Annotated in this window: 30 protein-coding genes and 1 other annotated feature; of the genes, 3 read left to right on the forward strand and 27 right to left on the reverse strand. The window is 34.9% G+C overall.

Going from position 1 to position 25,809, the window contains the following annotated elements:
* Window positions 1-12: 12 nt before the first annotated feature.
* The 7 genes from DS830_RS03760 to DS830_RS03785 form a co-directional block, all read right to left on the reverse strand.
* Window positions 13-675, reverse strand: a complete 663-nt coding sequence (locus tag DS830_RS03760) for a histidine phosphatase family protein (protein WP_118902054.1) — start codon at window positions 673-675, stop codon at window positions 13-15.
* Between the two features lie 129 nt (window positions 676-804).
* On the reverse strand, window positions 805-1,929 hold the full coding sequence (gene mnmA / locus DS830_RS03765; RefSeq protein WP_338024778.1) for a tRNA 2-thiouridine(34) synthase MnmA: 1,125 nt from the start codon (window positions 1,927-1,929) through the stop codon (window positions 805-807).
* Between the two features lie 7 nt (window positions 1,930-1,936).
* Window positions 1,937-2,272 (reverse strand): cysteine desulfurase, encoded by a 336-nt coding sequence (locus DS830_RS03770; RefSeq protein ID WP_118908303.1) that lies wholly within the window; start codon window positions 2,270-2,272, stop codon window positions 1,937-1,939.
* A 16-nt stretch (window positions 2,273-2,288) separates the two neighbouring features.
* Window positions 2,289-3,428 carry a cysteine desulfurase family protein gene (locus tag DS830_RS03775; protein WP_118908304.1) on the reverse strand — a complete coding sequence of 380 codons (1,140 nt, stop codon included), beginning with the start codon at window positions 3,426-3,428 and terminating at the stop codon, window positions 2,289-2,291.
* Between the two features lie 24 nt (window positions 3,429-3,452).
* A complete protein-coding gene (locus tag DS830_RS03780) occupies window positions 3,453-4,142 on the reverse strand; it encodes a 5'-methylthioadenosine/adenosylhomocysteine nucleosidase (RefSeq protein ID WP_118908305.1) in 690 nt (229 codons plus the stop codon).
* Between the two features lie 12 nt (window positions 4,143-4,154).
* Window positions 4,155-4,316, reverse strand: coding sequence for a hypothetical protein (locus DS830_RS08860; RefSeq protein ID WP_162887504.1), 162 nt, complete (start codon window positions 4,314-4,316; stop codon window positions 4,155-4,157).
* Complete coding sequence (locus DS830_RS03785; RefSeq protein WP_118908306.1) at window positions 4,309-4,866, reverse strand: NUDIX hydrolase; 558 nt, start codon at window positions 4,864-4,866, stop codon at window positions 4,309-4,311. The genes DS830_RS08860 and DS830_RS03785 overlap by 8 nt, the downstream gene beginning before the upstream one ends.
* Window positions 4,867-4,950: 84 nt before the next feature.
* On the opposite strand from DS830_RS03785, the gene DS830_RS03790 reads away from it, so the two are divergent.
* Window positions 4,951-5,397: a DUF3290 domain-containing protein gene (locus DS830_RS03790; protein ID WP_118908307.1), complete on the forward strand. Its 447-nt coding sequence runs from the start codon at window positions 4,951-4,953 to the stop codon at window positions 5,395-5,397.
* A gap of 9 nt (window positions 5,398-5,406) precedes the next feature.
* Entirely contained in the window at window positions 5,407-6,045 is a 639-nt protein-coding gene (locus DS830_RS03795) for a DUF421 domain-containing protein (protein WP_118902072.1), read from the forward strand.
* Window positions 6,046-6,104: 59 nt separating this feature from the next.
* Here the strand turns inward: DS830_RS03795 and DS830_RS03800 are convergent, their stop codons facing one another.
* The 16 genes from DS830_RS03800 to mraZ form a co-directional block, all read right to left on the reverse strand.
* The gene (locus tag DS830_RS03800; RefSeq protein ID WP_118908308.1) at window positions 6,105-6,311 is read right to left on the reverse strand and encodes a cold-shock protein; all 207 of its coding nucleotides are present in this window, start codon (window positions 6,309-6,311) and stop codon (window positions 6,105-6,107) included.
* Between the two features lie 9 nt (window positions 6,312-6,320).
* Window positions 6,321-9,098, reverse strand: coding sequence for an isoleucine--tRNA ligase (gene ileS, locus DS830_RS03805; RefSeq protein WP_118908309.1), 2,778 nt, complete (start codon window positions 9,096-9,098; stop codon window positions 6,321-6,323).
* 175 nt (window positions 9,099-9,273) lie between these two features.
* The gene (locus tag DS830_RS03810) at window positions 9,274-9,957 is read right to left on the reverse strand and encodes a DivIVA domain-containing protein (protein ID WP_162887505.1); all 684 of its coding nucleotides are present in this window, start codon (window positions 9,955-9,957) and stop codon (window positions 9,274-9,276) included.
* Between the two features lie 14 nt (window positions 9,958-9,971).
* The gene (locus DS830_RS03815) at window positions 9,972-10,739 is read right to left on the reverse strand and encodes a YlmH family RNA-binding protein (protein WP_118902084.1); all 768 of its coding nucleotides are present in this window, start codon (window positions 10,737-10,739) and stop codon (window positions 9,972-9,974) included.
* A gap of 14 nt (window positions 10,740-10,753) precedes the next feature.
* Window positions 10,754-11,017: a YggT family protein gene (locus DS830_RS03820; RefSeq protein WP_240366833.1), complete on the reverse strand. Its 264-nt coding sequence runs from the start codon at window positions 11,015-11,017 to the stop codon at window positions 10,754-10,756.
* Window positions 11,018-11,033: 16 nt separating this feature from the next.
* Window positions 11,034-11,417: a cell division protein SepF gene (locus DS830_RS03825; RefSeq protein ID WP_118902087.1), complete on the reverse strand. Its 384-nt coding sequence runs from the start codon at window positions 11,415-11,417 to the stop codon at window positions 11,034-11,036.
* Between the two features lie 12 nt (window positions 11,418-11,429).
* Window positions 11,430-12,614 (reverse strand): cell division protein FtsZ, encoded by a 1,185-nt coding sequence (gene ftsZ / locus DS830_RS03830; RefSeq protein WP_118908310.1) that lies wholly within the window; start codon window positions 12,612-12,614, stop codon window positions 11,430-11,432.
* A gap of 38 nt (window positions 12,615-12,652) precedes the next feature.
* A complete protein-coding gene (ftsA, locus tag DS830_RS03835; protein ID WP_118908311.1) occupies window positions 12,653-13,960 on the reverse strand; it encodes a cell division protein FtsA in 1,308 nt (435 codons plus the stop codon).
* 91 nt (window positions 13,961-14,051) lie between these two features.
* Window positions 14,052-14,837, reverse strand: coding sequence for a cell division protein FtsQ/DivIB (locus tag DS830_RS03840; protein ID WP_118908312.1), 786 nt, complete (start codon window positions 14,835-14,837; stop codon window positions 14,052-14,054).
* 5 nt (window positions 14,838-14,842) lie between these two features.
* The gene (gene murG, locus DS830_RS03845; RefSeq protein WP_118902097.1) at window positions 14,843-15,946 is read right to left on the reverse strand and encodes an undecaprenyldiphospho-muramoylpentapeptide beta-N-acetylglucosaminyltransferase; all 1,104 of its coding nucleotides are present in this window, start codon (window positions 15,944-15,946) and stop codon (window positions 14,843-14,845) included.
* Between the two features lie 2 nt (window positions 15,947-15,948).
* The gene (gene murD / locus DS830_RS03850; protein ID WP_118908313.1) at window positions 15,949-17,313 is read right to left on the reverse strand and encodes a UDP-N-acetylmuramoyl-L-alanine--D-glutamate ligase; all 1,365 of its coding nucleotides are present in this window, start codon (window positions 17,311-17,313) and stop codon (window positions 15,949-15,951) included.
* 14 nt (window positions 17,314-17,327) lie between these two features.
* Window positions 17,328-18,296, reverse strand: a complete 969-nt coding sequence (gene mraY, locus DS830_RS03855) for a phospho-N-acetylmuramoyl-pentapeptide-transferase (RefSeq protein WP_118902103.1) — start codon at window positions 18,294-18,296, stop codon at window positions 17,328-17,330.
* Between the two features lie 20 nt (window positions 18,297-18,316).
* Window positions 18,317-20,467 (reverse strand): penicillin-binding protein, encoded by a 2,151-nt coding sequence (locus DS830_RS03860; RefSeq protein ID WP_118908314.1) that lies wholly within the window; start codon window positions 20,465-20,467, stop codon window positions 18,317-18,319.
* Window positions 20,464-20,847, reverse strand: a complete 384-nt coding sequence (ftsL, locus tag DS830_RS03865; RefSeq protein WP_118902109.1) for a cell division protein FtsL — start codon at window positions 20,845-20,847, stop codon at window positions 20,464-20,466. Before ftsL ends, DS830_RS03860 begins: the two co-directional genes overlap by 4 nt.
* A gap of 18 nt (window positions 20,848-20,865) precedes the next feature.
* Window positions 20,866-21,810 carry a 16S rRNA (cytosine(1402)-N(4))-methyltransferase RsmH gene (gene rsmH, locus DS830_RS03870; protein WP_420836986.1) on the reverse strand — a complete coding sequence of 315 codons (945 nt, stop codon included), beginning with the start codon at window positions 21,808-21,810 and terminating at the stop codon, window positions 20,866-20,868.
* A gap of 18 nt (window positions 21,811-21,828) precedes the next feature.
* Window positions 21,829-22,269, reverse strand: coding sequence for a division/cell wall cluster transcriptional repressor MraZ (gene mraZ / locus DS830_RS03875; protein WP_118908316.1), 441 nt, complete (start codon window positions 22,267-22,269; stop codon window positions 21,829-21,831).
* Between the two features lie 230 nt (window positions 22,270-22,499).
* Between mraZ and DS830_RS03880 the strand changes: the two genes are divergently transcribed.
* Window positions 22,500-22,610: a DUF4044 domain-containing protein gene (locus tag DS830_RS03880; protein ID WP_162887506.1), complete on the forward strand. Its 111-nt coding sequence runs from the start codon at window positions 22,500-22,502 to the stop codon at window positions 22,608-22,610.
* A 46-nt stretch (window positions 22,611-22,656) separates the two neighbouring features.
* On the opposite strand, the gene DS830_RS03885 is transcribed toward DS830_RS03880, so the two are convergent.
* The 4 genes from DS830_RS03885 to minD all read right to left on the reverse strand — a co-directional run bounded on the left by DS830_RS03885 (window position 22,657) and on the right by minD (window position 25,808).
* The gene (locus DS830_RS03885; RefSeq protein ID WP_118908317.1) at window positions 22,657-23,448 is read right to left on the reverse strand and encodes an amino acid ABC transporter substrate-binding protein; all 792 of its coding nucleotides are present in this window, start codon (window positions 23,446-23,448) and stop codon (window positions 22,657-22,659) included.
* Complete coding sequence (locus DS830_RS03890; RefSeq protein WP_118909098.1) at window positions 23,445-24,074, reverse strand: amino acid ABC transporter ATP-binding protein; 630 nt, start codon at window positions 24,072-24,074, stop codon at window positions 23,445-23,447. Before DS830_RS03890 ends, DS830_RS03885 begins: the two co-directional genes overlap by 4 nt.
* A 10-nt stretch (window positions 24,075-24,084) precedes the next feature.
* Window positions 24,085-24,726, reverse strand: coding sequence for an amino acid ABC transporter permease (locus DS830_RS03895; RefSeq protein ID WP_118902124.1), 642 nt, complete (start codon window positions 24,724-24,726; stop codon window positions 24,085-24,087).
* Between the two features lie 51 nt (window positions 24,727-24,777).
* Window positions 24,778-24,992 (reverse strand) — a binding site (T-box leader).
* Between the two features lie 6 nt (window positions 24,993-24,998).
* Window positions 24,999-25,808, reverse strand: a complete 810-nt coding sequence (gene minD, locus DS830_RS03900) for a septum site-determining protein MinD (protein ID WP_118908318.1) — start codon at window positions 25,806-25,808, stop codon at window positions 24,999-25,001.
* Between the last annotated feature and the right edge of the window lies 1 nt (window position 25,809).

Below are 25,809 nucleotides of genomic sequence, written 5' to 3' on the forward strand. Positions count from 1 at the left end.
TATTAATCACCACTATATTGTATCTGTTTTATCAGTTTTCCGTTTTAAAAAACTAGTATCATTCCATTTAATGAGTTCAAAAGTTTGACCATGATCATGGGTGTCAACTGTTGTTAAACTAGTATTAGCTAAACCTCCATTTTGACGTACTTTAGCTAAAGGTACATTTAGTAAACTTTGAATCATAGCTACTGATGCCGCACCATGACTTACGATAATAAAAGTCTTTGAACTAGCAGTTTGTGCTTGCGCTAATCCACGGATAAAACTAGTTGTACGTTTAATTACAGCTGCAAAGCTCTCACCTTTAATAACTGTTGCATCATATTTACTAGGATCATTTCTAAAAGCCCAGACTTCTTGCGGGTATTTTTTTTCCATGTCGGTAAACTTTTGACCTTCCATAATACCTAAATCAAATTCTTTTAAATTTGAACTAGTTGAAAGTGGTATCTGGCCACCTAAAGCTTCATCAAGTGTTTTAGCTGTTAAATATGCCCGTTTAATTGGGCTAGAATATATGTGATCAATTTTTTTATCAACTAAAGCTTGCGCTAAAAGCTTGATATCCCGGTAGCTTTCAGGTAATAGTGGTGAATCCCCACTGGCTCCTTGATAACGTCCTTCTAAATTCCAAAATGTTTTACCATGGCGCACAAAATAAAATCTTGTCATTATATTTTACTCCTACTTAGATGTTCTTATTATCGTTGATTTGTAATAATTATTCAAGAAGTGCCACTATTTGTTTTATACACAAAAAAACTGTGATCAATAATTGATTCACAGTCAAAAATTTGAATTTTAAACATATTGTAACTGCCGCTCATTACTATAAGCTGCATCAATGGTAGCACCGCCTAAACACTCATCACCATCATAAAATACCACCTCTTGGCCAGGAGTAATTGCCCGAACAGGCTCATCAAAGTGTACATGAACTTGACCATTATCTAGCAAAGTAACTGTTACACCAGTATCTTTTTGGCGATAGCGAAATTTTGCTGTGCAATGAAAAGTTGAACCATAATCATCCATCGGAACAGCAAAAGTTGCATCTGTAGCATCCAAATCCGTAGCATACAACAATGGATTATCAAATCCTTGATCAACATACAATATATTATGTTCCATATCCTTGCCTACTACAAACCAAGGATCATTAGAATGGCTATTGCCACCCAATCCTAGACCAGAACGCTGACCTATCGTATAATACATTAATCCAGCATGTGTTCCCATCTCTGTGCCATCAGGAGTTAGCATTTTACCAGGTTGAGCTGGTAAAAACTCGCTTAAAAATTTGCGGAAATTACGCTCACCAATAAAGCAAACGCCCGTAGAATCCTTCTTTTTAGCAGTTGCTAAACCAGCTTGTTCTGCAATTTGACGCACTTGTGACTTTTGTAAATTACCAATTGGAAAAATTGCCTTTTGCAGTTGTTCTTGACTAACAGTGCTCAAAAAGTAAGTTTGATCTTTATTAGGATCAGCGCCCCGCAATAAATGAACTAAACCAGAATCATCACGACGAATTTGAGCATAATGACCCATTGCAATATAGTCAGCATCGAGTTTTAAAGCATAATCCAAAAAAGCTTTAAACTTAATTTCTTTATTACACATAACATCAGGGTTAGGTGTACGACCCTTTTTATATTCATCCAAGAAGTATTCAAAAACTCGATTCCAATATTCTTTTTCAAAATTGACTGAATAATAGGGAATTCCTATTTGTTGGGCTACTTTAGCAACATCTTCATAATCTTCTGTAGCTGTACAAACTCCAGAATCATCAGTATCATCCCAATTTTTCATAAAAAGACCAATAACATCATAACCCTGCTGCTTTAATAATAAGGCCGAAACTGATGAATCAACGCCACCACTCATACCGACCACTACGCGCTTTTTTACCACAAAACTCACCTTTTCTTTAGACTATTGTTAATATCTCTCTATCAAGTAAATTCTTAATTGCATAGTTATATTGTTCAATTACTTCTTGGTTATCTTTTAATTTAAAAATGTTAATCACATGCATGCCGCTATTATCTGTTGTATCTATTCGCAAATCTTTTAAATTTTGCATAATTTTAATTTTCAATTTATAACTTTCAACATAAGGGGAATTGCCGCTAATTGGCTGTTCTAAGTGAAAATTGCCCAATTTTGTTTGTTGAAAACCTACATCTGTTAACGAATACACCTTAATTTTAGGATTAATTTGATAACGATGGTTATCGCCCAGAACTGTTGCCGTTGTTGCCATATTTTCACCTCCCAAATTAGTTTTTGGTTATTTGTGTTAATGCTTGCGCAAAATTGAGTATATCATCTTCTTGATTTAATTTGTTGAAACTTATCCTGATAGACTCATGAACCCGTTGGCAATCAGAGCCAAACATTGCCTGTAAAACATGCGAAGGTTCCAGACTACCGGCTGTACAAGCAGATCCTCCTGATATAATAAAACCAGCTAGATCTAATTTTATCTGTAGAATTGAAGTTTCAAATCCTGGCAGCCATAAGTTTATAATATTAGGTGCACTATGGCTAATTTCAGGACCATTAACTTTAAAATTAACATTATTATTCTTTAAAGTGGTGAGTAATAACTCTTTATATGATTGCAGACGTGCGTTGTTTTGCGATTTAGCAACTTGATTATTTAATCTTACTGCCTCAGCAAAGCCAGCAATTGCTGGGATGTTTTCGGTACCAGCACGTCGCTTGGTTTCTTGATCTCCCCCTCGAATAAAAGGTGGTAAATTCAAACCATCGCGTTCGTATAAAAAGCCCATCATTTTAGGACCATTTAATTTGTGGGCTGATGTTGTTAATAAATCAACTTGTAAGTCTTGAACATCAATTTCTTGACTACCGTAAGCTTGAACAGCATCTGTATGGAAAATAGCCTGATGATTTTTCAATAAACTGCCAATTGCCTTAATTGGGTTGATAGTTCCGACTTCATTATTCACCATCATAATAGAAACTAAAATGGTGTCTGCACGAAGTGCTGCTTTAATATCGGCTAAATTAATCATTCCGTGTTCATTAACCGGTAAATAAGTTATTTCAAAACCTAAAGTTTCTAAATATTGCATAGATTTCAAAACAGCTTCATGTTCAATTGCTGTTGTAATAATGTGCTTCCCTAAGTTACAACGAGCTAAGGCAGTGGAAATAATCGCTGTATTATCGCCTTCGGTGCCGCCACTAGTAAAAATAATTTCTGCTGGTTTCGCATTAATGCTACGCGCAATTTCTAACCGTGACTGATCTAAAACACTACGGGCTTGACGTCCAAAATAATTGGGTGTAGATGCATTGCCAAAAGTATCTTGCATTGTGGCTGTCATTTTTGCGATTACTTCCGCAGTCATTGGTGTCGTAGCAGCATTATCTAAATATACATGTTTCAAAAATAATCGCTCCTTGAAAACTTATTAATTATTATCCATAAAGTTTAATAACATTTGAACTGAACGTTCACCAGCATCGCGTACAAATTCATCAAATGAAACACTAGCTTCTTCATTGCCCACATCACTCATTGCACGAATAACTACAAAAGGAACTTTAAATTGTGTTGCTACTTGACCAACTGCGGCTCCTTCCATTTCTACTGACAAAGCTTCCGGAAAATGCTGTAAAATTTGAGCAACTTGTTCTTCTCCATTAATAAATTGATCACCTGAAACAATTAACCCCACATGGCTTTGTTGATTAACAATATCACCGGCTTCCACAATTTGAGCAATTAATTTTTTGTCACTTTCAAAATAAAGTGGACGTTGCGGTAATTGGCCCCACTCATATCCTGAAGAAGTAACATCTACATCGTGATATGCAACTTTTGAAGAAATGACAACATCGCCAATACTTAAGTCAGCTCCAATACCTGCTGCCGAACCTGTATTAATTAAGACATCGGGCAAGTAATGATCACACAAAATGGTAGATACCATCCCAGCCTGCACTTTACCAATTTCACTTTGGGCTACAAATAACTGGTGTCCTTGATAAGTTCCGGTATTAATATTAATCCCTGCTACCTTATCTACTGCAGCATTAGACATTGATTTTTTCAATAAGCCTATTTCTTCTTCCATCGCAACAATTACAGCAATTCTCATTAATAAAATCTCCTAAACAAAAAATAAAATTAAATACGTAATAATAATTAAAACCACAACTATTAAAATAGCTTTATCTAAACGATGTTGCAAGTGCTTTGATTTATCTTCTGGCTGATTTACCAAATTATTGGATCGACGATAAGTAGTTTCACTTTGATTATCGTTATCCATGACATTGCTCCTGCAGACGTAAATTTTGCCAAATTAAAATAGCCATTAATGTTTTGGCATCACAAATTAAGCCAGCAGCAATTTGCTCTTGTGCTTTTTCCCAAGTCAAAAGTTGAAGATTTAAAAATTCATCATCATCTAAAGGCCGCTTATGAGTTGCTTTTTCTAACTGTGGTGCGTAAAACAAAGTTAAATATTCATCTGTAAAACCAGGTGAAGAATAAAAGCCACCTAATTTTTTTAAAGAATCACACTGATATCCAGTTTCTTCATTCAATTCTCGTAAAGCTTCAGCTTCCAGATTTTGTTGTCCTGGTTCAATTTTACCTGCTGGTATTTCTAACGTTAATCTTTGCATGGGTTCACGCCATTGCTTAACTAATAATAGTTGATTATCAATTAATGCCATAATTCCCACGGCACCATGATGGTGAACTATTTCTCTTTGGGCATGCTGTCCATTGGGTAAGCAAACCTCTTCTAAATCCAAATTAATGATTTTTCCAGTAAATAAACGTTTTTTTGTTAACAATTTTTCGCTTAATTCCATACTTTTCTCCATAAAATATGCTGCTGTCAGTATTTTTTTAATGATATAATACATAGTGTAATTATAGTATATTGGAGGCTACAAATGACTAATTTTTATACTTATCAGTTTTTAACTCGTCAGCCCAGTCGAGTCAATGCCATTATTTGGTCAATTGTCTTTGTACTGGTCGTTGTTACTATCATAACTTTATTTTTATTTTTGCGCCACCGTGATGATGGAAAATATCGCGAATTGACAATTATTACTATATTATGCTTACTATTAACCATGACTATTCAATATGATCAATGGACGCAAAACAAAAACAGTCGTGCTAATAATGGCCAAGTAGCCAATTTAATTAAACAAATGGCTGCTGAACACCACGTTAGTGTTAATAGTATCTATTCTAACTCGACAGATCTCAAAGACGGAATGTTAATTAAAATGAAGAATTCTGTTTATGAAGTAGAATTGAATTCTGACAATTCCAGTTATCAATTGCACCCTGCACATTTAACTAATCATAAAATAAATTTAATTAAATAGGAGTAACATATGACATTTTATTGGCAAACTTTTTTGAAATTTTTAATGGGCTTTTTTGCAATGGTCATTCAAATTAACTTACTTGGTAAATCTAATCTGGCTCCCAGTAATGTCATTGATCAAATGCAAAACTTTGTCTTAGGTGGCATTATTGGAGGGGTTATTTACAATACGTCCATTACCCTTTTGCAATTTTTTATCGTACTTCTCATTTGGACTTTAGTAGTATTTACAACCAAATTTTTAACTAATCATAATAGTTGGATAAAAAAATTTATTGATGGTAAACCTTCAATTATTATTTCTAACGGAAAAGTCCTTTCGAATAAAGCAACGCAAAATGGGCTTTCAGCGCATGATTTAGCGTTTAAATTGCGACAAGCTGGAATTAATGACTTAGATGATATCGATAAAGCTGTTTGGGAAGAAAATGGGCAAATTACTTTTACTAGCAAAAAAGATTTAAAAGCTCAATTTCCGATCATTATGGATGGAGAAATTGATACCTTAGCTTTAAATTATACTCATCACGATGAAGATTGGGTCATGGAACAACTTAAAAAGCAAGGTTACAAAACTCAAGATATTTATTTAGCCTTTTTAAGTTCTGATGGATTAAAAATTTTCCCTTATGGCATTGAAGAATAATTATTATTAATCGAAAAAAGAGCTGGAAATTTTCCAGCTCTTTTAAATTACTAAACACCTTATGATTCTTGTACTTGAACATTAATTGCTTGAGGTCCTTTAAAACCATTAGCAATTTCAAATTCAACTGGCTGTCCGGCTTTGAGAGAACGAAATCCGTTGCCTTGAATAGCCGAAAAATGAACAAAGATTGGTTCTTGAATTTCACTTACAATTTCACCAACGCCTTTGTGTTCATCAAATCGTGAAACTGTACCTTTAAGCATAAATTACACCTACTTCTCTAATCCTTCACTTAAAGCTTGTGGATAATTGTCCCGAATAATTTGCGCACATCGTGCACAAAGCATTGGTAACTCTGCATCTGTACCAACATCTTCTTTAGTCATCCAACACCGTTGACAAACTTCGCCTTGTGCATGTGCCACTTTGACTTGGACATTATCATATTGATCAGCATCATCTAGTTCATGATTACTAATACTAAATTGTGAAACAATTAATAATTGACCGATATTAGTGTCTAAAGCTTCTAGTAATTGTTTTAATTCTGGTTTAGGATAAATAGTTACTGCTGCTTCTAGTGATTTACCAATTAGTTTTGCATCACGAGCTTCTTCTAATGATTTTAGAATATTGTCCCGTAAATCCATAAATTCTTGCCATTGATTCATAATTTGGTCAGCTTGTGGATAATTTTGCACTTTAGGCATTGATGTTAATTGGACATAATCTTCTGGCTCTTTTAATTGTTGCCAAACTTGTTCCATTGTATGCGGTAGAATTGGTGTTAACAATTTTGTCAGTGCCACTGTTACAGCATACATGACCGTTTGCATTTGCCGCCGGCTTAAAGCATCAGCAGCATCGATATAAACAACATCTTTAGCAAAATCTAAATAAAAAGCCGACATATCATTACTCAAAAAGCTAATGATTTTTTTATAAATACTTGCAAAATCAAAATTATCATAAGCTTGTTCAATTTGAGCAATTAGAAGGTCTAATTTGACCATCATAAATTGATCTACCGAACGCAAATTTTGAAAATCAACTTGGTCTTTTTCAGGATCAAAATCAGCGGTATTAGCTAACATAAATCTGAGAGTATTTCGGATTTTACGATAAGCATCAGAGACTTGTTTAAACGCATCGACTGATACTGGGACATCAGAGCTAGTATCGACAGAAGAAACCCATAAACGAATGATTTCAGCTCCAAATTGACGTTCAATATCACTAGGCACAATCACATTTCCTAAAGATTTACTCATTTTATGACCTTTAGCATCTAAAGTAAAACCTTGTGATAAAATTTGGCGGTATGGTGCTACCCCATTAACTGCTACTGATGTAATGAGACTAGAATTAAACCAGCCACGATACTGATCCGAACCTTCCAAATACATATCTGATGGAAAACTCAAATCACTGCGGGCTTGAAGAGCTCCTTGATGTGAAGAACCTGAATCAAACCAAACATCTAAAATATCTGTTTCTTTAGTAAATTTACCATTTGGACTACCAAGATGAGAGAAACCAGCCGGTAATAATTCCTTAGCATCTTTTTCAAACCAAACATTAGAACCATATTCTGCAAATAAATCTGCAACATGCAGAATAGTTTCTTGAGTCATGATAGGAGTACCATCTTCTGCATAGAAGATTGGCATTGGTACTCCCCAAACACGTTGCCGAGAAATGACCCAATCACCACGATCTTTAATCATATTATAAAGTCGAGTTTTACCCCAAGCAGGTTTAAAGGTTAGTTGTTCAATTTGGTCTAAAATTTCCTGACGAATTGGATCAATTGAAGCAAACCATTGTGGTGTTGAGCGGAAAATAACTGGTTTTTTGGTTCGCCAATCATGAGGATAACTATGAGTAAAGAAGTCTAATTTTAGCATTAAACCCTTATTCTTTAAAGTTTCTGTAACTTTTTTGTTAGCATCTTCATAAAATAAACCTGCAAATCCCGGTGCTTCATCAGTTAAACAGCCTTGATCATCAACTGGAGATAAAACTTCCAAGTTATATTTTTGTCCAACATTAAAGTCATCATTACCTAAACCAGGTGCCGTATGGACTAAGCCAGTACCATCATCTAACGTAACATGATTACCTAAAATAACCAATGAATCACGATCGTAAAATGGATGCTGTCCTACCATGTATTCCATATCTTTACCTTTAAAGGTTTTTATAACTTGATATTGGGACCAATTGAAGGTTTGAGCTAAGAACTCTAAACGCTCACTTGCAATGACATATTTTTTACCATCAGCTTCAATTAAGGAATAATCAAACCGTGGATTAACACAAATAGCCTCATTAGCAGGTAACGTCCAAGGCGTAGTAGTCCAAATAATAAAGGAAGCATCCTCACCCACAAGTCCTTTTCCATCTTTAATTGGAAAAGCTACATATAAGGAAGGTGATTTGATATCTTTATATTCGACTTCTGCTTCAGCTAAAGTAGATTCTGAAGAAGGAGACCAATAAACAGGCTTTTTGCCACGATAAATTAAGCCCCGATTAACCATTTTAGCGAAAACTTTAATTTCTTCTGCTTCGTATTGCGGTAATAACGTAATATATGGATTTTCCCAATCAGCCGCTACACCTAGGCGTTTAAAATCAGTCCTTTGTTTATCAATTTCATGCATTGCATAATCATAGCATAATTTACGATATTCAACGGTGTTCATTTCTTTACGTTTAATACCTTGCTTAGCTAATTGCTGTTCAATTGGCAATCCATGAGTATCCCATCCAGGGACAAAGGGAGCTCGATAACCCATCATTGATTTTGAACGAGTAATAATATCTTTACTAATTTTATTTAAAGCGTGGCCCATATGAATATTACCATTTGCGAATGGAGGGCCGTCATGAAGAATAAAAGTTGGTAAATCTTTATTCAAAGCTTGACGTCGTTGATATAATTGCTTATCTTCCCATTCTTGTTGCCATTCAGGTTCTTTTTTAGGCAAATTGCCTCGCATTGGAAAGTCCGTTTTTCCAACATTTAAAGTTTCTTTAATCCTCACAAGCATATACCTCCTAAAATAAAAAAAACGCCCCTATTAGGACGAATTACTCGTTATACCACCCAAAAAAACAGTAGACTACCACTATTAAAATTATTAGAAAGCGATAAACACTTTTTAGAGCCTTATTGGACTTTCACCACTCTCCAACTCGCTAAAAGGATTAAAAGTGTTCTTATTTTTCTAATTTAGTGTGATTACTTTGATTATCACTATTTTCGGGTGTATTGTCAATCTTTTTTTCAGATGAATTTTTAATAACCAAATCATCATCTTCTAATTTTACTTTATCGGCAAATTGATTTAACCGTGTCAAATAACTTTGGCATTCAGCTTGAATTTTTTGCATAATTTTCTCTTCGCCACCATTAATTAACTCTTTCCATGGAACTGAGTTAACCAATTCTTGTTGAGATTTAATTACTTTTTGCAGATTTTGGTAGTCACGATGCACACCTTGATTGATTTGATTTCTCTGTTCAATAATCGATTGAGCTTCTTGTTCTGCTTCCTGCACGATTTGGCGTGCTTTTTTAATTGCTTCATTGACCATCCGCTCAGTATTCAATCGCGTCTGCGTCATTAAAGAATTAGCTTGAACATCAGCTTGATTTTTAACTTGATCAGCTGCATTTTGGGCCACAATAATTGCTTCATTCACAGTATTTTGTAATTCATTAAAATATGAAATCTGGGTTTGTGCCTCTTTTAAGTCATGGGTTAATTGCTGATTTTTACTAATTTCAGCATTATAATCTTTAATAATTTGATTTAAAAATTGATCTACCTCTTCTTTATCATAACCACGCAATTGTGAGCCAAAACTTTTTTCCTGAATTTCTTTTGGTGTCAAAACCATCCTCATAACCTCCATTAATGGCGAAATATCTTTAAATATAATTTATATTTATTAGTGGGAGTTTGTCCCAAAAAATCTAATATTGTCAAACGTCCCCAGCCACGACAACTAACTGAATCCCCTACTGTCAGAAGATAATCACTGCGCCGTTCGTGTTCCCAGTTTAAAAATACATGACCAGAATTTATTAAATCCTTAGCATTTTTTCGTGACTGGTGAAAGGCCGCTGCTATGACTGCATCTAATCGCAATGAACCGCAAGCAATTGTTTCATTAGTAAAATCATTTTTAATTGTTAAAAGTTGATCTAGCGGTTGCAATTTTATAGTGACTTTACTATTACCAATTTGTGTGACTTCTTGCCTAATGAGATCCTGAAATTGGTATTCTGCTATAAATTGCCATCTTTGGCCATCCGTAATAATATCTCCAAAAAGATTGCGATCTAGTCCTAAATGCGCTAATTTGCCCAATATTTGATAATGTTGTAATCGGACAAACTTTTGATTAAAAATAATTTCAAATAACTGTAAGTCAAAATCTTGATAATCAGTTACTAAATAATCAGGTGCTAGTAATAAGCGTTGTCTTTCAGCATGAAGATACCCACCAAAATGAGAAACGTTTAACCCAAAAGCTTCAGGCTGTTGCGCAATTACATTTTGAGCAATTGCCAATTCATAAGGATTCAAAAATGGACTTAACTTAAAAGAATAGTATTTACTGACATAGCGCACCATTGCCACAACCTGCTGAGTTATATGAGTTGCTGTTACTTGCAATTGCAGCCTCCAAACTAAAATATCATGCCAATAAAGCGAGCAAGTAAGTCTAACACGATAAAAGCAAAAATTGGCGAAAAACTAATACCCAAAATTGGTGGGATAAATCGATCAAAAATTCCTAAAAATGGATCAACCATTCTTCCAATGAACACTCCTAACTTGGAAGTGGCTGCTCCTGGCAACCAACTCATAAAACAATAAATAATAATTATCCATTTATAAAGATCAATCAAATCTATTAAAATAATTGGAAGCCCATTAATTACATTTGCCACTTAGTTAATTCTCCATTTATTCTGTGAAATTATCCGTATCATTATCAATCTGAAAATTTGTTGGTGTATACAAAAAAACATTTTGATCGACCCGTCTAATATCACCATTAATTGCAAACACAGTTCCTGTTAAAAAATCAGTAATGCGCCGCATTTGCTCTTCATTAACATTTTTCAGATTCACCAATACTGCCCGATTATTCAGCAAATCTTTAGCAATTTCCTTAGCATCTGAATATCTTCTAGGTTCAACTACTCGAATTTCACTACGTTCATGATTATTTGGCTGCAAAGATACAACGTTGTTTCTTCGCACTTCATTATCAGAAACGTCTTCTTCTTCACCAACATATTCATCATCATTCATACCAAAGAAATTAGCTAACTTATCAAAAGCCATAATCTCTTCCTCCTATCTTTTAGGATGATGTTTCAAGAATGGCGGCATTGAATCTTCATCATCATTATCACTATTAAGAGCTTCAGACTGATTAAAAATATCAAAGCTGCTAGAAGAGTTACTGCCTAATGAACTGTTGCTTTTGGAATTACTGCCAACTCCCCAAGGATTATCATCAGTTTTACTTTGAGATTTACCTTTTTCATCAGCTACTGGTTTAGCAGGAGCCACTTTGCCAGAAATTGGTTGATCTTCATCAATTCCCGTTGCAATTACAGTTACCCGCACTTCATCACCTAAATTGTCATCCATTGATGTACCAAAGATAATATTAACATCTTCACTAGTAGCTTGAGAAACAACGTTAGCAGCTTCATTGGCCTCAAACAAAGACAAATCTGGCCCACCAGTAATATTCAACAATACTTGTTTAGCACCATCAATCGAAACTTCTAATAATGGCGAAGAAATGGCTTTTTTAGTAGCTTCTACAATGCGATTTTCACCGTTAGCAGCCCCAATTCCCATCAAAGCTGAGCCTTGATCAGACATTACTGTTTTAATATCTGCAAAATCCAAGTTAACAAATCCCGGTGAAGTAATTAAATCAGAAATACCTTGTACACCTTGGCGCAGAACATCATCTGCCACATGTAATGCTTCTTTCATAGGTGTCTTTTTATCAACAATCTCCAGTAAGCGATTGTTAGCAATTACTACCAAGGTATCAACATGTTGTTTTAACTCTTCAATACCCTTATCAGCAAATTTAGCTCGTTTAGGGCCTTCAAACATAAAGGGACGTGTAACCACACCAACTGTTAGGGCACCGGAATCCTTAGCAACTCGGGCAATAACTGGAGCGGCACCAGTACCAGTACCACCACCCATACCTGCAGTAATAAAAATCATATCTGATTCTTTTAACAAATCAGATATAACATCTTCGCTTTCTTCAGCTGCTTTTTGACCAACATCAGGATTAGAACCAGCGCCTAAACCACGGGTTAACTTGGGTCCTAATTGTAAACGAGTATCTGCTTGGGATAAATCCAATGCTTGCATATCAGTATTAGCAGCAATAAATTCAACGCCCTTAATATTTTCCTCAACCATTCGATTTACAGCATTACCGCCAGCACCGCCAACGCCAATTACTTTGATTTTTGCTTTTGTATTTTCTGTTGCGTTATCCATTAATTAAATCCTCCTGCTTTAACTGCTCATTCATCAATTTAATCAAAGAATTTTTTCCAAAAATTCTTAAATTTTTCTCCCATTGGCGTCGACGTTGTCTTCGAACTACTATCATAACTTTTAGATGTTTGGTTTTCATTTTGTGATATAAAATGAGTATCATCGCTATAATTAGTTGATTTTCGTTGACGAATAACCTCATGAGCCAAAATGTCCAATTCATTTAAGCTTTGAGCATATGATACTAAGCCTAAACTTTCAGTAAATGCAGGATGACGTAGTCCCATTTGTTTAGGAACAAAAACTTTCACCTTTACTCCGAAAATTTTTTGAGCTAACCTATCAACCCCGTCCATTTCCGCCAAACCACCAGTAATAATTACTCCTCCTGGCAATTCAAAAGCTTTGACGCTATCTAATTTTTTTTGTAAACGACTAAAAATTTGTTGCATACGTGCTGCAATAATTTCCGACAAATATTCACTAGTTACCGCTTGTGGTTCATCTTGTCCCACCACTTCAACGGGAAATTCTTCTACGTTAGAAGCAGACTTAGTATCCACTGTGCCATAATAACGTTGTAATTTAGCTGCATTATTTAAAGTAGTATTTAAAACCACTGAAATATCATGAACAACGAGATTGCCACCTTCGGTATCAACCGTCGAGAATTTAAGCTTTCGATCATGAATCACTGAAGCTGTACTTTGACCTCCTCCTAAATCAATAATTATTGCACCAAAGTTTTTCTCACCATCATTGAGGGCAACTTGACTTAAGGCTGCAGGTGCTAGAACTTCGTGAACAACATGTAATCCTGCACGTTCAACTGCTTTAAACACATTATGCACTATTGACTTAGGTAATGAGTACAAAATTCCATTAAATTCTAAACGCGAACCAATCATTCCCCGCGGATCTTTAATATTTTTAAAACCATCTACACTAAAATCATTAGGAATTAAAGCTACGTATTCTTGTTCTGCGGGCAAAGTCTGTACTAAAGCTGCTGACATAACTTGCTGCACATCGTCGTTATCAATTTCTTTGGTCTGATCGTTTATCGCAATGGCACCCTGGCATGGAAAAATTTGTACACCATTAGCTGGTAAACTAACAACAACATCATGAACTTCAGTATTAGACTGTGAGGCCGCTTTTTTGACAGCTTCTCTTATTGCCTCGGAAGCCTTATCAATATCGACAATAACTCCCCGATTCATGCCTTGCGCATGTGAACTGCCAATACCTATTACACTTATTTGCCCTTTAGATACACTGGCAACAACAACTTTCATAGCAGTTGTACCAATATCTAAACTTACTATTATCATTGAATCATCCATCAAGCGATCCCCCTGAAATGCTTTGGTACAGTAAATTCAATCTTACCATTTAAATGATACCACAAAAACTATAGTTAAAAAATTACTCATCTTAATTTTTCTTCGGAAAAGGTCGAGAATATGCTCCTACTTCTAAATTCACAATTCCTTTAGTCTGCATTTGATGTGCAATTTCTGGATAATAACGTAATTTGCTTTTTAATGTACGAATATCACCGATAATAATATTTCCATCATTCATATAAAGCATTACCCGATAAGGATGTTTTGTCTGGTTCTTAGATTCACCGTGAATTTCAGAAATATCATTACGCAATTTGAGTGACAAATGCAAATACAATTGTACAAATCTTTGCAGTGATGTTTTTGACCCAAAATCTTGATAAATCGGAAAATTTCCGATGGGCTGTTGCAACTTCGAATGTAATATTTGACTATTTTCTAAAATACGGTAATAGCCATCCTTTTTTAAAAGAAAACCGACGGTTTGATATTCTTGAACCGTAATTTTTAAATGATTTAAATTATCATAATGATAATCCACTTTTTTGACTAACGGTACTTGTCGTTTTATTTGTCGACAAATAGTTCTTTTTTGAAACAACGTCTGCACCACTAAAGAATCATTGCTGATTTTTGAAGCATCAATAATTTGCTGAGCTCCAATATAATTGGTGCCTTTAACAGAGATTTGACTTACATGACCCAAAGGAGAAAATACATAACCTATACTGACAATCAAAACGAGTAATAAAAGCATAAAATAACTTTTGAAAGAAATTTTCTGAAAAATATTCCGTCGATGACGTCGTTTTTTAACAGGATGTTTATACCCATTATCGATAAAAATCAAATTATTTCGTTTTTTACGGGCCATAAGTCTCACTTCATTGTTTTAATTAGGTTTTCTAAAACTGTAATTAAGCGGTCACTGGCATCAGGTACACCTAGTTTGCGTGAATTCGTAGCCAATTTTGTCTGTAATTTACTGTCTGATAAAATTTGATCGACTGTCTGCAACAATTTTGCACTTGTTAATTTTTCTTCAGGAATCATCAAAGCAGCCTGATTTTTAACTAATGACTGTGCATTTTTAGTTTGATGATCATGAGTAACATAAGGACTTGGAATAAATACACTGGGGACACCTAAAGCTGTAAGCTCTGCAATTGATGTAGCACCACTTCGGCCGACCACCAAAGCCATATCCGGTAAAATTGTTGGCATATCATCAATATATGGAACAATTTTAACATTATTTCCTAATTGAATCGTCTTAATTTGCTTTTGAACATTTTCATAATGCACTCGGCCGGTAACAAATAATACTTGATACGACCTGCGAGAAAATTCTGTCAAAGAGGCAATTGTCGTCTTATTAATAGGAGCAGCACCACGACTGCCGCCGAAGATCATAACGGTTGGGACTTGGGGTTGTAAACCAAAGTCAGCTAGACGCAAATTGGGTTTTAAATCTGCCACTTCTTGTGCACGTGGATTACCAGTGAAAACCAATTTCTTTTTTTCACTAAATTGATCTTTTACATCAGTAAATGCATAAGCAATTTTATCTACAAAATGTCCTAAAAATTTATTAGTTAAACCAGCTACAGAATTTTGTTCATGAATTACAGTTGGTACTTTTAACAAATGAGCCGCAAAAACTACGGAACTCGAAACATAACCACCAGTACCTACTACCACATCCGGTTGAAAATCACGAATTATTTGTTTGGATTTTTTGATACTATTTATAAACAAATACAGTGTTTGTACAGTATTCCAGCTTAATTTTCGTTTAAATCCCTGAATTTTAATAGCCTGAAAAGCAATGTGTTCACGCTCTATAATCCGTTCTTCTAACCCAGATTTAGTGCCCACGTATAAAACATCATCTAATAACTCTCGTTGTTGTAGACGTTTAATTAAGGCAAGAGCTGGATAAATATGGCCCCCAGTGCCACCACCTGATACAATAATTTTCATTCTCATTCACCTAATTTTTCAATGTCGCTTAAGAATCGATCTCCACGTTCTTCAAAGGTCTTGAACTGATCCCAACTAGCTGCTGCTGGTGATAATAATAAGATATCACCTGGGCTAGTTAATGACCAAGCTAAAGGCACAGCTTCATCTAAGTTGTCAACTAACTTAATTGTTGAAATATGAGCTTTTTGTGCGGTTGCTGCCATTAACTTTTTGGTCTCTCCATAAAGAACAATTGCTTTCACATTTTTCATAGGACCAATTAGTTCATCAAAAGTAAAACCACGATCTAATCCACCTGCAATTAAAACCACTGGTTGAGTAAAAGATTGCAAAGCGACCGTTGTGGCTTCTATATTTGTAGCCTTAGAATCATTATAAATACTTCGTCCTGCTAATTTTTTAACAAATTGCATGCGGTGTTTGACACCCTTAAAAGTAGTTAATATCTGACAGATATCAGCAGTCGACTTACCATAAATTTTAGCCACTGCAATGGCAGCCAAATAATTTTCAATATTATGTTGTCCTGGTAAAGCCAAGTCGGCCACAGAAATAATTTTTTCATTTTTAAAATATAAATAATTACCTTTTTGATAAGCACCAGCTTGAGTCTTATTAAGACGTGAAAAAGGCACAACCTGCGCGTTGGTTTGTTTTGCTAATTCTTGCCACTCCTGCTGATCAAAATTGACCACAAAATAATCTGCAGGTGTTTGGTTTTTAGTGATATTCATTTTGGCTTTAATGTAGTTAGCTCGTGTTTTATGGTAATCGAGATGAGCCTCATAAATATTCGTCAATACTGCAATTTGGGGACGTAATTGAGTAATGCCCATTAATTGAAAACTAGACATTTCTACGACAATATCATCATTATTAGTTGCTTGTTGAGCTACCTTAATTGCTGGAATCCCAATGTTACCTGCCTTATAAGCATGCCCAATCGACCGATTGCAATCCAAAATTAGTTGAATCAACGTCGTTGTGGTGGTCTTACCATTGGTTCCCGTGACACAAATAAAAGGAGCCTCCGAAATTTCATAAGCTAACTCTGGTTCTGTGATGATTGGAATGTGCTTAATTTGCGCTTGTTTAATTAATGGATTATCATATGAAATCCCCGGATTTTTAACAATCAAATCAATATTGTCGTCCAACAAAGATAACGGGTGTGAGCCAGTAATCACTTTAATATTAAGACTATTTAATTCTTGCACTTGTGGATTATCAGCAGTTAGTTTCTTATAATCATTAACAATTACTTGAGCTCCAAGTTGATGTAATAACTTAGCTGCATAAAAGCCACTTTTAGCTAAACCAACAATCAAAATTTTTTTATTTTGATAATTTGGAATTAAGTTCATTTTTTAATTACTTCCTATCCCACAAAAATTAATAAATAACTAATACTTGCTAATAATCCTACAATCCAAAAAACTGCCACGACTTTCCATTCTGACCAACCGGACATTTCAAAATGATGATGAATCGGAGACATTTTAAAAACTCGTTTGCCAGTTATTTTAAAAACGGCTACTTGAATAATAACACTGGCAGTTTCAAGAACAAATACGATACCAATCCAAATCAATGACCATGGATTACCCAATAAAATGGAGATGGCAGCTAAAGTTGCACCTAATGCCAAGGAACCGACGTCTCCCATGAAAATTTTGGCTGGCTTATGATTAAAGAGCAAAAAGGCAATCATAGCGCCAATCACACTCACACATACTAAAAGAATGTCCATATTTTGTTGCTTATAAGCAATATAAGCATACGTAGCAAAAGCAATAATACTTAAGCCTGCAACTAACCCATCTAAGCCGTCAGTTAGATTAACCGCATTAGAAAATCCAACTATCCAAAAAATTAAAAACAAAATAAAAATAATGGCTGAATGTAAAATAAACGGTCCAATTTGTAAATCAATCGGTAACTGATAATGAAAATATATCGCTACAAAAACTATTGCAAAAAGTAATTGAAGAGTCGATTTCTGCCAAGCATATAATCCTAAATTTCTTTTTTTCTTTAATTTAATAAAATCATCTAAAAAACCAATTAAACCAAATAATAGCAACATCAAACTAATTAAGAATAAGGACGTAGTATAAAGTTGCTCCAAAGAACTAGTCCAAATATTAGTCGCTAAAATGGCAATTAAAAAAATCAAGCCACCCATCGTAGGGGTTCCGGCCTTTGCCTTTTGTTGCCATGAAGGCCCCTCTTCTCTAATTTGCTGTCCTTCCTTATTGATGACCATCATTTTAATAAAAAGTGGCATTAAGATGATAACTATTGCAAAGCTACTTATTAAGGGCCATAAAAATTTTAGATTCTCCATTATTCAATACCTCACCTATCCTACTTAAGTTCAATTGTAATTTGTTTAACTGTATTTAAAACTGCTCCTGGGGCAATATTTTGCTTAACAGCGTAGCCGCGACCATTTAAAACAATCTTTTTACCAGTAATCTCAGATAGCTTCAACAAATCATTTTTAGACCACCCGGTGACATCGGGCATTGTCATCGCACCATTAGTCAATAATACTACCCTTTGGCCTCGTAAAATATTGGAATTGGCACTTGGTAACTGTTGAACCACAGTACTTCCAGTTCCGGCTATTCCAATGTTGAGTTGTTGCTTTTGTAATGATTTTTGAGCTTGTGCTAAAGTACTCCCCGTGACATCTGGCAAAGTTATCGCAGAAGTATTAGGTTTAACATTTTCTATTGTACCGGTTCCGAGCAATCGTTGCATCATTGGATTGAAAATTTCAGCTAAAATCTGTTCAGCAGATTTATCCATATTTTGTGGTTGCTGCATTGTAATATAAACCAAATATTTAGGATTACTTGCTGGAGCTAATCCAGCCACAGAATAAATATAATTATTGCCACCTGCTAAGTATCCCCCACTGGAACTTGCAATTTGAGCAGTCCCTGTTTTCACTGCAATATCTTGGCCTTCAATTTTATAAACAGTACCTGTACCATATTTTTGCTGCACAACATCGCGCATCGCATTTAATACTTTTTGGGCAGTAGCTGCAGACACTGGTTGACCGACTTTTTGAGTTTTAATTTTTTTGACAGAGTCAGTATTGGGATCTTCAATCTGTGATACAATCCGAGGCTTCATCATTACACCTTGATTACCAATGGCCCCTAAAGCCTGTATCATTTGTACACCAGTGACATCAACGCTTTGTCCAAATGACGTGATTGCTTGATCAGACAAATGCTGAAAATTAATATTACCCGCCACTTCTCCAGGTAAAGTAATTTCAGTTTTTTGTCCAATATGGAATTTTTTTAAATACTCTAACCAGGTATTGGCTCCCATCTGTTGCTCTAAAAAGACCATTCCTACATTACTAGAACGTACAAAAGCCTGTTCTAATGGGATATCACCCCATCCTGATAGATTCCAGTCTTTTACCACACATCCACCGATATTAATTGAGCCTGAATGATAATATTGATTGGGATTATAATGATGAGATTCAATCGCAGCTGCTAAAGTCATTACTTTCATAACTGAGCCTGGTTCATATTGATCTTGTACATTAATATTCCGCCAAGAATTGTTTAATCCTACTTTAGTAATTGGATCAAACGTTGGCCGCTGAGTCATTGCAATAATATCTCCAGTTTTGGGATTAGTAACAAAAGCTTGCATAGACCGAGGATGATATTTATTAGCAACTTGGCTTACCAACTGCTCCAAATAATATTGGTAATTAGGATCTAAAGTAGTATAAATGTTTTTTCCTTGACGAGGCTTTTTGATTTTTTCATGAGTTTGGGGCAAATTGTAGCCTTGCGGATCAATCCATCTTACAGCATAACCATTACTGCCTTGTAACTGCTGATCGTAATATTGTTCTAAACCCATAGTTCCCTTTAAAAGATGATGTTTGCCTACGGTTTGTGATTGAGCTAAGCCAATAGTATTTGCAGCTAAGCTGCCATTAGGATAAGAGCGAGAAGGTGTCGAATAAAAATAAATTCCTGTGAGATGATGTTGTTCAATAGCTTTTTTAACATTTAAGCTCAAATTAGTTCCCGGACTACCAAATTCAACTTGGAATTTATTTTTTAAACTTAAAGTACGATAAATTTGCTCTTCACTTAATGAAATATATTGACTTAAAACCTTTGCCGCCCGTTTTTTATCGGTTACATATAAGGGCTTTTTGTTGTTATCAACATATTTTTTATCAAGTACAGCAAAAACTAGATAAGTCTTATCACTATAGGCTAATTTAGAACCATCATAAGCATAAATTGTTCCCCGTTGTGCCCACAAAGTTTTTTGATGTCGATATTTACGTGTCGTTCTTTGAGTTAAATTAACGTTATCTACTCGACCACTAACAGCAATATAAGCAAATCGTCCCATAAAATAAACAAAAAATAAGGCAATTACGCCAAGAAAGAATAATCCAATTATTCTTCGATCACGTCTTGCCTTTTTTAGTATGTAACGTTGTTTTTTTGAATCCTTCATTTTGAAATATTCCTTATATTATTAGCTTGTAAGGTCAAATGGTGATCTTTAGCAATTTGCAGTAGCCGACTGGAGCTACTAAGTTCACTGATTTCTTGTCGTAAAGTGACATTTTTCGATATAACAACTTGTGTTTGTGCAGCAACATCTTGAATTTGCCGCTGTTGCTGTGCATTCACTGTGCGCAAATTAACTAAAAAAATCATCATTACAAGAGTAGCAATACCAATGCAGACTAATAATACTTTTTCCAATTTCGAAAAAGGGACCGCTTGATTATTGACTCGAATAGCTTGATGAACATTATTATCTACTTGTTGTTTTTTTTGTGGTACTTCCACAGCAGTTTGATTAGAATTTCTCGCAGTATTATCCAACATAATTTAATCCCCAATAAATTATTGATGTAATTTTTGTGCCACTCGTAAATGGGCACTATGAGCCCGATGATTATGCTCTAATTCTTCTGCAGATGGCAAAATAGGCTTTTTAGTAATAACTTTTAATTTTGGCTCTAAATTGTCCGGAACAACTGGCATATCCCCCGGAACATTAAGTTGTGCATTCTCTCGAAATATCTGTTTTACAATTCGATCTTCTAATGATTGAAAGGTAATAACACTAATATACCCACCTGGCAAGAGTAGGTTAATTGCAGCAGTTAAAGATTGCTCTAATGCCCCTAACTCATCATTAACTGCAATTCTTAATGCTTGAAAAACCTTTTTTGCCGGATGGCCACCTTGGCGCCTAGCAGCTGCCGGAATAGCTTCTTTAATAACTTCTACTAGTTGTAAAGTGCTTGTAATTGGTGTTTTTTGTCGATGATTAATAATCGAACGAGCAATTCTCTTGGAAAATTTTTCATCCCCATAGCGAAAAAAAATCCGCACTAATTGCTGATATTCCCAATGATTAACAATATATTCTGCATCTAAATCTTGAGATTGATCCATGCGCATATCAAGTCGTGCATCATAGCGATAACTGAATCCACGTGTAGGATCATCAAATTGTGGTGAAGAAACACCTAAATCATAAACAATTCCATCAAGATTAAATATTTGACGCTGCTTTAATTGCTCTTGTAGATCTTCAAAATTAGCTTTAATTAATTCCAAATGATTACTAGTTTGATTATTAGTTGTGGTTACTAATTCTTTTCCAGCATCTATTGCTTGTTGGTCACGATCAAAAGCTAAAACTGTCAGATTTGTTCCTTTATTTAATAAATATTGTGTATGCCCACCTCTTCCAAAGGTAGCATCAACATATGTCCCGCCATCATGCACACACAATGCATCAATTGCTGGTGTTAATAAAACTGTTTTATGCCGGAACATTATTACAATTCCCTTCATTTATAAATTTAAATCAAATAAATCCCGTAACTCTTCAGAAGTTTGTGCAAAATTCTGTGCAGTTTCTGCACTAGTTTGTTGCCAAGCGTCTTCATCCCAAATTTCTATTCGATCTAAAACTCCAGCAATAACACAATTTTTAGATAAATTTGCATATTCAATCAAGGTACTAGAGATATTGATCCGCCCTTGCTTATCGAATTCGCATTCAGCTGCAGCAGCATAAAAAAATCGAATGAATGAACGTGCACTCTGTTTAGTTAGCGGTAATTTTTGTAATTGCTGCTCTAGTTGGTGCCACTTAGAAAGCGAGTAGCCAAACAGACAACCATCCATACCTCGAGTTAACACAAAACAGCTATCTAATTGCTGCCGAAATTTTGTTGGAATGATTAAACGACCTTTAGTGTCAATGTTATGGTGATACTCTCCCATAAACATACAATCACCCCTACCATATAACTGAATATTACCACAATCTTCCACCTATCACCACTGTTTACCCCAAATCCATATTAACTTTTTAAAAAAATTTCAATTACTTAGCTTATAGGTATAATAATCACTGCCATATAGTTATGAGCGATTTGTTATAGAGATTAGTTGCATTTTAAGGTTATTTCACGTAACATGATTGCAAAGATATTGTATAGTAAATCAAGGTGAAAAATTTGAAGAAAAAGAAAAGTATTACTACCAGAATTATTCAAGCTGTTATTTGGCTAATGGTTATTGTGACATTAGTCGGAGTTGTAGCGAGTGCATTCATTTCATTTATGTAAACTATTAGGGGTTGGAATAAAATTTTGTTCCAACCCCTAATAATTGTTATTGACTAATATCTTTGCCAAACCAATAGTAGCTTAATTTTTGTAACTGACCAGTTTTTTTCAGTTGTTGTAATGCTTGATTAATTTGCTTTTGCAACCGATAATCATCTTTACGCAAGCCAACGGCAAAACTTTCACTGTGATACGGCGTAACTAAAATTTTGAATCGATCTTGGGAGCGATCATGTTTCAAATAATATTCTGCAAATACGCGATCGATTAGAAATCCTTGAATACGACCAGCTTTTAAATCCATCATCCCATTTTGAATATTATCGTATTGTATGGGGGTTTGATTACGAATAAATTGTTTTAAAATATGGGGTTGTTGCATTAAATCATCATATCCTGTTGAACTAGATTGAACCCCCACATTCTTATCACGTAATTGACTTAATTGTGTGATTTTATCTGTTTGTTTGACTACAACTACTTGTTGATTACGTAAATAAGGTTGTGAAAAATATACTTTTGCTGCTCTTTCTGGTGTTTTAGTATAGCCATTCCAAATCAAATCAATAGTCCGATTGCGTAATTCAGTTTCTTTCATTGACCAGTCAATTGTCTGAAAAACCATTTTACGATGAATTTTTTTACCCACAGCTTTAGCTAAATCAATATCAAAACCGGTTAATCTACCGCTGTCAGATTGAAATCCCATTGGCACAAAAGAATCATCCACACCAACAATCAAGGTAGCTTGATCTGTACCAACACGTTGCTTTTGGCCACAAGCACATAAACTAATTAAAAGACAAATACTTTCTAAGAAAACTATTATTTTTTTCATGTTGGTCGCTCCAATTTAAATATTTTATCTGATATTTTTTGAGCAAATTCCAAATCATGGGTCACAACTAACTGTGTCATTTTTAATGTTCGAAATTGTTCTAATAGGTCAGCAACTTGCCACTTACTATCTGCATCTAATGCACTAGTTGGTTCATCATAGCAAAGAATTTTAGGTTGCAATATCAAAGCCCGAGCGATAGCAACACGTTGTTTTTGTCCACCAGATAATTGATAAGGATATAAATCTTTTTTATCAACTAGCCCTAAAGATGTTAGCAATTTATCCGCTGCTTCAGTAGCTTTTGTCCGTGAATTCTTTTGAACTTGTACCGGAGCCAAAATAATATTCTCCAAAACCGACAAATTTGGAAATAAGCGATAATCTTGAAAAACAACGCCAATATTATTTTGTTGATGATTTTGTGGATTGAAGCTTTTTCCGTTTAATAAAAATTTCCCACTGTCAATTTTTTCTAATCCCAAAATAGTTCGTAGTAAAGTTGTCTTGCCGATTCCGCTGGGACCAACTATGGATAATATTGTATTTGGTTGAATTTCCAGATTAATATCTTGAAAAATTATTTGACCGTTGAATGATTTGGTGACATTATCTAATTCTAGAATTGGTTGCAGTTTATTCATAATAAGAAAACCTCCGTTCAATTTTTGATTGAATGTAAGTTAAAACGGCCGTCATAATTAGATAGATAATTCCGACCATTAGTAACGGTAAAAGCGTTACATCTCTAGCAGTAGCAACGTTACCTGCCCGTAATAGATCTCCAATACCTAATACATAGACTAAAGATGAATCTTTTACCAGATTAATTACCTCGTTGCCAATTGAGGGCAAAACAATTTTTAAAACTTGAGGCCAAACAATAAAACGAAATGATTGTAATTTATTCAGCCCTAAAACAACCGCTGCTTCTCGTTGAGATTGGCTAACAGCTTGTAACCCTCCGCGAAAAATTTCAGCAAAATAAGCTGCATAATTAAGAGTAAAAGCCACAATTGCTGCTGTAAAACGTTCAAAAACAACACCAATAGTTGGCAAACCATAGAAAATAAAAATTAACTGTAATAATAATGGTGTCCCGCGCATTAACCACACATATCCGCTCAAAAGCCAGCGTAAAAGTTTAAAATGACTTCTTAATCCCCAACTTAAAATGATTCCTAAAGGAATTGACAACACTAATGTAATTACAAATAGTAGTAATGTTATTTTGGCTCCTCCAATTAATGATGGAAAAATCCTTCCTAGATATGTCATATTCATTTCCCCCTTTTCCAAAATAAAAAAGTCCCCTTGAGTAAATTTACTCAAGAGGACGAATGAACTCGCGGTTCCACCTCAATTTTTGATTGACTCACATCAACCAACTCAGGTAGTTAAAAACTACTGCTTAATAACGACTGCTGCCGTATGGTAATTAACCATCAACTTACAAGTGTGTTCTATGATTGCAATAGCTATTTGCACCACCCATAGCCTCTCTAAAATTGCTTTTTCATATCTATCTTGGTCATTGTCATTTTTAATTTTTAATGGTGAAACATACGATACCAAAAACCATTCTTTTTGTCAACAGGTTTGTCAATTTCAATTTCATTAAGCGGAATATTTTCACCTAAAATTCGGTGTGCTAAATTGTAGTAACCAACAGCAGCAGGATTATCAGATTGACTGGCAACAACGGATTCTCCGTTATTAGAAGTAGCAATAACTTCATCATCATCGACAATCACACCAATTAAAGGCACTGATAATCGATCGACGATGCTTTGAATATCCATTGATTTACCATTTTGTAACATTTGTAAACGCACGCGGTTGATTACTAAATGTAAACCATATTGTAAATTGGCATCTTCCAAAAGGCCAACAACACGATCTGCATCACTAACAGCCGCGATTTCCGGTGTTGTTATAACTAGTGCACTATCAGCTACCGACACTGCCGCATTAAATCCTGCTTCAATTCCCGCAGGACAATCCAAAATCACAAAATCAAAACTACTTTTTAAATCATTCACAATATCTTGCATGCGATCCACTTCAAGATTACGTTGGGTTGCACTTTGGGAAGCTGCTAAAAGATATAGTTGATCATTATAGTCAGGATGTGGAACTAAAGCCTGAAAAACATCAACTCTATTTTCAATCACATCAATCAGGTCATAAATGACACGATCACTTAAACCTAAAATAGTATCCAAGTTACGCAAACCGACATCTAAATCTACTACGCAAATTCGCTTTCCAGCTTTAACCAAAGCCAAACTTAAATTGGCTACCGTGGTAGATTTTCCAACGCCACCTTTACCAGATGTCACCACAATTGATGTTCCCATG

This window comes from Bombilactobacillus bombi, assembly GCF_003522965.1.
Taxonomy (GTDB): domain Bacteria; phylum Bacillota; class Bacilli; order Lactobacillales; family Lactobacillaceae; genus Bombilactobacillus; species Bombilactobacillus bombi.

What these genes read in the sequence shown, in the direction of transcription:
- ftsA (WP_118908311.1), bottom strand. Translation starts at nt 13,960, where the DNA reads ATGGATGATTCAATGATAATAGTAAGTTTAGATATTGGTACAACTGCT.
- DS830_RS03785 (WP_118908306.1), bottom strand. Translation starts at nt 4,866, where the DNA reads ATGGAATTAAGCGAAAAATTGTTAACAAAAAAACGTTTATTTACTGGA.
- DS830_RS03790 (WP_118908307.1), top strand. Translation starts at nt 4,951, where the DNA reads ATGACTAATTTTTATACTTATCAGTTTTTAACTCGTCAGCCCAGTCGA.
- DS830_RS03795 (WP_118902072.1), top strand. Translation starts at nt 5,407, where the DNA reads ATGACATTTTATTGGCAAACTTTTTTGAAATTTTTAATGGGCTTTTTT.
- murD (WP_118908313.1), bottom strand. Translation starts at nt 17,313, where the DNA reads ATGAACTTAATTCCAAATTATCAAAATAAAAAAATTTTGATTGTTGGT.
- DS830_RS03760 (WP_118902054.1), bottom strand. Translation starts at nt 675, where the DNA reads ATGACAAGATTTTATTTTGTGCGCCATGGTAAAACATTTTGGAATTTA.
- ftsL (WP_118902109.1), bottom strand. Translation starts at nt 20,847, where the DNA reads ATGTTGGATAATACTGCGAGAAATTCTAATCAAACTGCTGTGGAAGTA.
- mraZ (WP_118908316.1), bottom strand. Translation starts at nt 22,269, where the DNA reads ATGTTTATGGGAGAGTATCACCATAACATTGACACTAAAGGTCGTTTA.
- DS830_RS03800 (WP_118908308.1), bottom strand. Translation starts at nt 6,311, where the DNA reads ATGCTTAAAGGTACAGTTTCACGATTTGATGAACACAAAGGCGTTGGT.
- DS830_RS03885 (WP_118908317.1), bottom strand. Translation starts at nt 23,448, where the DNA reads ATGAAAAAAATAATAGTTTTCTTAGAAAGTATTTGTCTTTTAATTAGT.
- DS830_RS03860 (WP_118908314.1), bottom strand. Translation starts at nt 20,467, where the DNA reads ATGAAGGATTCAAAAAAACAACGTTACATACTAAAAAAGGCAAGACGT.
- DS830_RS03770 (WP_118908303.1), bottom strand. Translation starts at nt 2,272, where the DNA reads ATGGCAACAACGGCAACAGTTCTGGGCGATAACCATCGTTATCAAATT.
- murG (WP_118902097.1), bottom strand. Translation starts at nt 15,946, where the DNA reads ATGAAAATTATTGTATCAGGTGGTGGCACTGGGGGCCATATTTATCCA.
- DS830_RS03840 (WP_118908312.1), bottom strand. Translation starts at nt 14,837, where the DNA reads ATGGCCCGTAAAAAACGAAATAATTTGATTTTTATCGATAATGGGTAT.
- mraY (WP_118902103.1), bottom strand. Translation starts at nt 18,296, where the DNA reads ATGGAGAATCTAAAATTTTTATGGCCCTTAATAAGTAGCTTTGCAATA.
- minD (WP_118908318.1), bottom strand. Translation starts at nt 25,808, where the DNA reads ATGGGAACATCAATTGTGGTGACATCTGGTAAAGGTGGCGTTGGAAAA.
- DS830_RS03780 (WP_118908305.1), bottom strand. Translation starts at nt 4,142, where the DNA reads ATGAGAATTGCTGTAATTGTTGCGATGGAAGAAGAAATAGGCTTATTG.
- DS830_RS03810 (WP_162887505.1), bottom strand. Translation starts at nt 9,957, where the DNA reads ATGGTTTTGACACCAAAAGAAATTCAGGAAAAAAGTTTTGGCTCACAA.
- DS830_RS03895 (WP_118902124.1), bottom strand. Translation starts at nt 24,726, where the DNA reads ATGACATATCTAGGAAGGATTTTTCCATCATTAATTGGAGGAGCCAAA.
- rsmH (WP_420836986.1), bottom strand. Translation starts at nt 21,810, where the DNA reads ATGTTCCGGCATAAAACAGTTTTATTAACACCAGCAATTGATGCATTG.
- DS830_RS08860 (WP_162887504.1), bottom strand. Translation starts at nt 4,316, where the DNA reads ATGGATAACGATAATCAAAGTGAAACTACTTATCGTCGATCCAATAAT.
- ftsZ (WP_118908310.1), bottom strand. Translation starts at nt 12,614, where the DNA reads ATGGATAACGCAACAGAAAATACAAAAGCAAAAATCAAAGTAATTGGC.
- DS830_RS03825 (WP_118902087.1), bottom strand. Translation starts at nt 11,417, where the DNA reads ATGGCTTTTGATAAGTTAGCTAATTTCTTTGGTATGAATGATGATGAA.